Raw genomic sequence first — 7,328 nt, 5'->3', positions numbered from 1 at the left:
AGGCAGCCCGCTTTAGGAACCGTTACAAATTGTCCGGACAGGTCAGCCCTGACGCTCAGGCACCTGAACAACCAGACCTTCAAGCTCGTCGCGCACGATAATCTGGCAGGACAGACGCGAATTGCCGCGCACATCATAGGCAAAATCCAGCATATCTTCTTCCATCGGCTCAGGACCGCCAACCACATCTGTCCAGTCTTCATCGACATAAACATGGCAGGTTGCGCAAGCGCAGGCACCGCCGCATTCCGCATCAATACCCGGAATACCGTTGCGAATGGCATTTTCCATAACAGTGGAGCCGTTTTCAGCTTCAACTTCATTCCGCATCGCGCCGTCAGCAGAAACAAATGTGATCTTGGTCATGTAGTCATCCTGTAAAATGCCGGCAAAATCATCCGGTGCAGTGCAAACCGCAGCCGATAAAGCTGACACTCTGTAAAAATGTTCGTTGCAGGGCAGATACGTGCTGCAGCCAAGGAGTTCAAGCTGTAAACAGCACCTCCCTGCCCGTCTGCGTCAATTCGATCACTCAGGCACATTCCGAAAACTATGCAGCGGTGTTCGGATGAGACACATGGTAAAACGAAAAGGCAGAGCCTTTCGTCACTATATATGTTAATCATTTCCGAAAGATTGAGCGCTGTTTCACCGGTGCATAAGCACTAATTTCTTGCCGGACTATGGCAAAATATGCCACAATTCAGGGCATATTATATTCATATCTGATGTCTGCTTAAAGATTTCCACAATTAGATAACGCTTAAAAAAGCCCGCATTTGCTTTGTTTTCAATGCCCCTACGAGTACCGCGTTAACCTTATCTTTAAACATTTCATCAACCGCAATTTCCGTAGTTCCCATATGGCTCCGGAAGTTTTAACCTATAGACTGCGCAACGTGTCTTTGTATCTGCCGTTAAGAATTGAGCGGCAGCAACTCAGAGCATGGTTTTTGCGTATAAGTATGAGTACGGGGTAAAACGGCTATGGCACAAAATACAAAAGCGCAAAAGCTTGAGCTTGATATGGAACAGGCCCTCTCTGACGGGCTGGATCTGGATTTCAGCGACGACTTTGAGCTGGATTTGAATTTTGACGCACCTGAAGCAGAATTCTCGCTTGATGATCTGGAAAGCCAGATTTCGCGCGCAGCAGAAGAACTGGCACTGGAACAGAACGGCGCTTCAACAATAGCCGCCGCTGCTGCAGGCACTGCCGTTGCCGCTGCTGTCGTGAAAGGCAAAGCAGAAACGCTGGCACAGCCAGAGCCGGAAAAGCCTGTTAAAGAGAAAAAAGCAGAAAAAACCGTTCTGCCTGCCGCACCGGTCACACCGGCTGCGCCTCCTGTTGTTACAGCCTCTGCCAATACCCCGGGCAGCGTGACTGTTTTACAGGCCGCAAACCAGCCGGAAGCCACAGCCCCCGTTCACAGTGTCAAATCTGAAGCAGTATCCGCACGCAGCGATGCAGAAATGCAGGCTGAAACTGTGCTGGCAGATCCTGTAGCTGCGCGCCCTGCAACCACTCAGGCAGCACCTGCTGCCGCAGCCTCCCCGTTTACACCGGCCAATGACGATCTGCGCAATGATAACTTGTTGCTGCGCCGCACCAATGGCCGCAATGCAAATGTGTTCTGGACAACCACAGCCATCAGCGCCCTCTGGACAGCAGGTGGTCTTACCCTTGCCCATGCGCTGAGCCCGCAGGGTCTCACCTCCTTCTCGGCAATCAAAGATTTCTTCGGCACTCCGGCCGGTATCGGTGTTGCAGCCGGTATTGCCGTGCCGGTTGTGATGTTCTGGGGCTTTGCCCAGATGGTGCGCCGTGCACAGGAACTGCAATCCGCTGCCCGTCAGATGACTGCCGCCGCTATGCGCCTCGCTTCGCCTGAAGCCGCAGCCGGTGACCGTGTTTCCACGCTCGGTCAGGCCGTGCGCCGTGAAGTTGCAGCGATGAATGAAGGTATCGAGCGCACACTCGCCCGTGCTGTTGAACTGGAAACTCTGGTTCAGACCGAAGTGCATCAGCTTGAGCGCGCTTACAGCGATAATGAAGTGCGCATCCGCGCATTGATTGCCGAACTTGGCAATGAGCGTGAAGCGGTCATCAGCCATGCAGAACGCGTACGCTCCTCGATCTCCGGTGCCCATGAGCACCTCAAGACTGAACTGTCTTCGGCCAGCGATATCATCCGCGACAATGTTCTCACCGTTTCCAGCGAGCTGACCTCTTCCCTGTCCCATGCAGGTGAAACAATGATCAGCCGCCTGAATGAAAGCGGCGCAGCCATTTCCGAAGCGATTGATACCCGCAGCACAGATATTTCGACACGCATCAGCTCTTCGGGCGGTGATTTTGTTGAAATCCTTGATACACGTATCGCCACATTGGAAGAACGTTCACGCGGCCTCACCGAAACCCTGACCGAAGCGCTGGATGCACGTACGTCCAACATCGCTTCGCTGCTCGGCGATGCAACCATGAATATGGTCACCGAATTCGATCAGCGTCTGGCCAATCTGAACGCCACACTGGCCGAACGCGGTCACTCGCTGCTCAATGAATTTGAAGGCCGCGCACAGGCAATCGACAGCAGCACTGAGAAACTCAATGCCGCTCTGGAAGTCCGTTCGCGTCAGATCAATGAAAATCTGATTGCCCGTACCCGTGAGATTGCAGAAACCTTCTCCGGTGTTCGTTCGTCCATCAGCACTGTGGTTGACGAAACCAAAGACAAGCTCAACGGCGAATTGTCAGGCATTACAGATTCTGTTGCCGGTCTGCTCAATGACCGCGCCGGTCACTTCATCGCTCAGATTGCTGACAGCCGTGAATCCTTGTCGTCCACACTCTCCGGTGAAGCTGACCGCATTGCAGCTGCAATGCAGCAGCACAGCCAGACGATTACAGAGCGTGGCGCCGATATTGAACGTGCCATTGCGGGCAATGCAGCCAATCTCGACCAGACTGCCAGCCAGCATGCCGCTATTCTGGAACAGCGCACCAATGATATGCGTGAAGCAATGGCTGCCCATAATGCCAAGCTCAACGATATTTTTGCAGAAGAGGAAGGCCGTTTCGAAGGCCGCACTTCAGCTCTCAAGAGCTCGCTCGACCAGCAGCATGCGGAATATGCGCGGGCACTGGATGAGCGTAATCAGCAATTCTCTGACAGCCTGCAGAATAACAGCGCTGCTGTCAGCTCGCTGCTGAATGAACATATCAATACTGTCGGTGACCGCGCCTCGCAATTGCAGGCAGCGATGCTGAGCGGCTCTGAAAGCCTTGATGCCAATCTGCGTCAGCACAGCGATACGCTGGTGCAGCGCACTGTTGCCTTGCAGGATGCTGTTGCCAATGCAACCGGCGTATTGCAAAGCTCGTTTGACAATCAGACCGGTATTATTGAAGAACGCACCTCCACCATGGAACGCGCTCTGAGCATCGGTGTGGACAATGTTCGTAAATCACTGGAGCAGAGCGCTTCGGTGGTTGCCGGAACACTGCGTGAGAAAATCACAGAAGCTGCTGGTTCCCTCACCGCAGAAGCTGCCAAGGCCGGTGATGCACTGCATGGCTTTGGTGAAAACTTCAACGACCGCCTGATTGAAAATCTGGCCGGTACAGAAGCCCGTCTCGGCGAACGCGCCAGCCAGATTGCATCCGGTCTGGAAGCGATTGAAACCCGCCTCACCGGCGAACTCAGCGGTATTGAATCGCGCATTGCAGAAACCGCATCGCGCACCAGTGACGTGCTCGGCTCCCATAGCGAAGCTTTCAGCGCCCGTGTCCTGGAAAACCTGTCCGGCACAGAAGCCCGCCTCACTGAACGTGCGGAAGCCATTGCTTCCGGCATCAATGATGTGAGCAACCGTCTGACCGGTGACCTCAGCGGCATTGAAACACGGATTGCAGAAACCGCATCCCGCGCCAGCGATGTTCTCGGTTCCCATAGTGAAGCTTTCAGCGCCCGTGTTCTGGAAAACCTTTCCGGTACCGAAGCACGCCTGACTGAACGTGCTGATGCGATTGCCATGGGTCTTGGTGAAATCGGTTCGCGCATTACCGGTGAACTGGGTGTGATCGAAGCCCGTATTTCCGATGCGACACAGAACACCTCCTCCACACTGGAAGAACGTACCCGTGAGCTGAATGCGGTTCTCGCAGCCCGCTCGCAGGAAATCACCCGTATTCTGGCCGATACCGCAGAACCTCTGGTACAACGCCTTGCCGATAGCGGTCAGGGTCTTGCAAGCCAGCTGGAAGAAGCAACCCATGCAGCAACCGACCGCCTGCGTTCAGAAAATGCAGCACTGGTCAATGCACTGGCCAGCCGTACGGCTGAAACTATCTCTGCGGTGCAGGAAGCCAAGTCCAGCCTGTCCGATGGTGTTGGCGGCCTGATTGATCGTCTGGCAAGCTCCAATACGGAACTTGGTCAGCTGATCGACAAAGCCACGCTCAACCTCAATGATATTGATACACGTCTGGTTGAAACAACGTCGAACTTTGCTGACAGCACCAACAAGGCTGCTCAGATCTTCTCCAGCTCCAGCGTTGTGATCGATAATAATATCGGTGCCCTGCGCTCGCTCTCCGGCAATACGCTGTCGCAGATTGCGGATATTGCCAAGCGCTTTGAAGATCACAGTGCGGTTCTGTCCCGTGCATCTGACCTGATCAACACAGCTCAGAATGGCCTGACTGACACATTGTCCGACCGTCAGGATGCTCTGGAACGTCTGTCTGCCGGTCTGCTTGCCAAATCTGAGAACATTGAGAAAGTGATGCAGGGCTTTGAAACCCTTGTTACTTCCGCTCTGGAACGCACCGAAGGCCGCACACGCAATTCGACAGAACAGCTGCGCGCTGCCATTTCCGAAGTTGTGGAACAGGCCAGCCAGAAATTTGCAACAGCAACGGATGAAATCCGCCGTTCGGCCGCTGAAATCCGCGGTGAACTGGATGCAACCCGTGGCGAGCTGAAGCGCGGCGTATTGGATATGCCGGCGGAAGCCAAGGAATCCACCACTGCAATGCGCAAGGCGGTTTCCGAGCAGATCAATGCGCTGAAAGAACTGGCATCCATCGTCAATAAATCCGGCCGTCTGGTCGATGTGGGCGACAGCCGTGCAGACCGCACTATTGCTAAACAGACAGCCGCAGCGCAGCCTGCTCCGGCCTATGTTGCACCAGTGGTCACGCAGACTGCGGCTCCGGTACAGCAGCCACAGAGCTACACAGTTTCCGCAGCACCTGCTCCACAGGAAAGCGCACGCGGCGGCTGGGTTTCCAATCTGCTGGCACGCGCTTCCGCAGATGAGGAAACAGCTTCGGCACCGCGCAACCAGAGCAATGTAACACCGCAGCGTTCAGCCGCCCATGTGGTCGACAGCCTGAACTCCCTGTCGGTTGATATTGCCCGTGCGATTGATCATGAAGCATCGGTAGAGCTTTGGGATCGCTACCGTCGCGGTGAACGCAATGTCTTCACCCGCCGTCTCTACACTCTGAAAGGTCAGCAGACCTTTGAAGAGATCAAACGCAAATACCAGATGGATGGTGATTTCCGCCGTGCGGTAGACCGCTACATGGATGATTTCCAGCGCCTGCTGGAAGATGTTGCCCGTAATGATCGTGATAATATGGTCACCCAGACCTATCTCACATCCGATACAGGCAAAGTCTACACCATGCTGGCACATGCATCGGGTCGTCTGCGTTAACCGGATACCACATTCAGAAAGGCGGGATTTTTCCCGCCTTTTTTATTTTCTGACGACCCCTGACAAAGCGTCTCAGCTGCTCATAATTTTACCATACCGCTCTTGCCAAATGACGGGGCAGAGCTTCTATAGTGAGTTCTACAGAATTACATTGCGGCATGTCATTTGCTGCTCTCAAGCATATATACCGGAGGAACTATGTCTCAGACTGCACCGCGCTATCCAGATACCCAGCTTTTGATCAACGGCGAATGGCGCAATGCGCAAAGCGGGCGTACAATTGATGTGTTCAATCCGGCCACCGGCGAAGTCATCGGCAAGGTTGCCCATGCTGAGAAAGTTGATCTCGACGCAGCACTGGATGCCGCTGCCAAAGGCTTTAAAATCTGGAGCGCAAGCTCGCCATTCGACCGTTCCAAATTCATGCGCCGCGCGGCAGATTTGCTGCGTGAGCGGGCAGATGCCATTGCGCCGATCCTGACACTTGAGCAGGGCAAGCCGGTAGCGGAAGCCAAAGGCGAAATCCTTGCCGGTGCAGATATTATCGACTGGTTTGCTGAAGAAGCACGCCGCACCTATGGCCAGATCATTCCGGCACGCGCTGCCGGTGTATCGCAGATGGCATTCAAACTGCCGGTCGGCCCTGTAGCGGCCTTCACACCATGGAATTTCCCGATCAATCAGGTGGTGCGCAAGCTCTCCGCTGCCATTGCTGCCGGTTGCTCGATCATTGTCAAAGCGCCGGAAGAAACACCGGCCTCACCTGCCGAACTGATCCGCGTTTTTGTTGATGCCGGTATTCCGGCCGGTGTGGTCAATCTGGTTTATGGCGTACCGTCAGAAATCTCCGAATATCTGATCCCGCATCCGGTGATCCGCAAAATCTCGTTCACCGGCTCCACACCAATCGGCAAAATGCTGGCCGGTCTTGCCAGCCAGCATATGAAACTTTCGACCATGGAACTCGGCGGCCACGCACCGGCGATCATCTTTGACGATGCCGATGTGGAAGGCGCAGTTAAAACACTGGCTATGTCCAAATTCCGCAATGCCGGTCAAGTCTGCGTTTCACCGACCCGCTTCCTCGTGCAGGAAAAGGTCTATGAGCAGGTCGTTGAATCCTTCACTGAAAAAGCCAAAGCCATCAAAGTCGGCAATGGTTTTGACGAGGGTGTGCAGATGGGGCCGCTGGCCAATGAACGCCGTATCCCTGCCCTTGAATCCCTGATTCAGGATGCCGTGGACAATGGCGCGCGTCTGATGACCGGTGGCCGCCGTATAGGCAATGTCGGCAATTTCTTTGAGCCGACCGTGCTGGCCGATGCACCTAAAACCGCACGTATCATGAATGAAGAGCCTTTCGGCCCTGTGGCTGTCTTCTCTTCCTTCAAAACACTGGATGAAGTGATTGATGAAGCCAACCGCCTGCCATTTGGTTTGGCGTCCTATGCCTTTACCCGTTCAGCTGAAAATGCACGTGAACTGGGCATGCGCATTGAGGCTGGCATGACAACAATCAACCATCTCGGCCTCGCGCTGCCGGAAGTGCCGTTCGGCGGCATCAAGGATTCCGGCTATGGTACAGAAGGCGGCTCAGAAGC

3 protein-coding genes are annotated in these 7,328 nt (G+C 54.5%); 2 read left to right on the top strand and 1 reads right to left on the bottom strand.

The features are described 5' to 3' along the window. Positions 1 to 42 precede the first annotated feature (42 nt). On the bottom strand, positions 43 to 366 hold the full coding sequence (locus A918_RS0109500; RefSeq protein ID WP_028233614.1) for a 2Fe-2S iron-sulfur cluster-binding protein: 324 nt from the start codon (positions 364 to 366) through the stop codon (positions 43 to 45). 621 nt (positions 367 to 987) lie between these two features. On the opposite strand from A918_RS0109500, the gene A918_RS0109490 reads away from it, so the two are divergent. Further along, positions 988 to 5,727, top strand: a complete 4,740-nt coding sequence (locus tag A918_RS0109490; RefSeq protein WP_022710834.1) for a kinesin — start codon at positions 988 to 990, stop codon at positions 5,725 to 5,727. A gap of 198 nt (positions 5,728 to 5,925) precedes the next feature. Next, positions 5,926 to 7,328 (top strand): NAD-dependent succinate-semialdehyde dehydrogenase (locus A918_RS0109485; RefSeq protein ID WP_022710833.1); only part of this gene is annotated, 1,403 nt, incomplete at its 3' end.

Origin of the sequence: Pseudochrobactrum sp. AO18b (genome assembly GCF_000409565.1) — a bacterium.
GTDB classification, from domain to species: domain Bacteria; phylum Pseudomonadota; class Alphaproteobacteria; order Rhizobiales; family Rhizobiaceae; genus Pseudochrobactrum; species Pseudochrobactrum saccharolyticum.
This window is presented reverse-complemented; position numbering and strand designations above follow the sequence as displayed.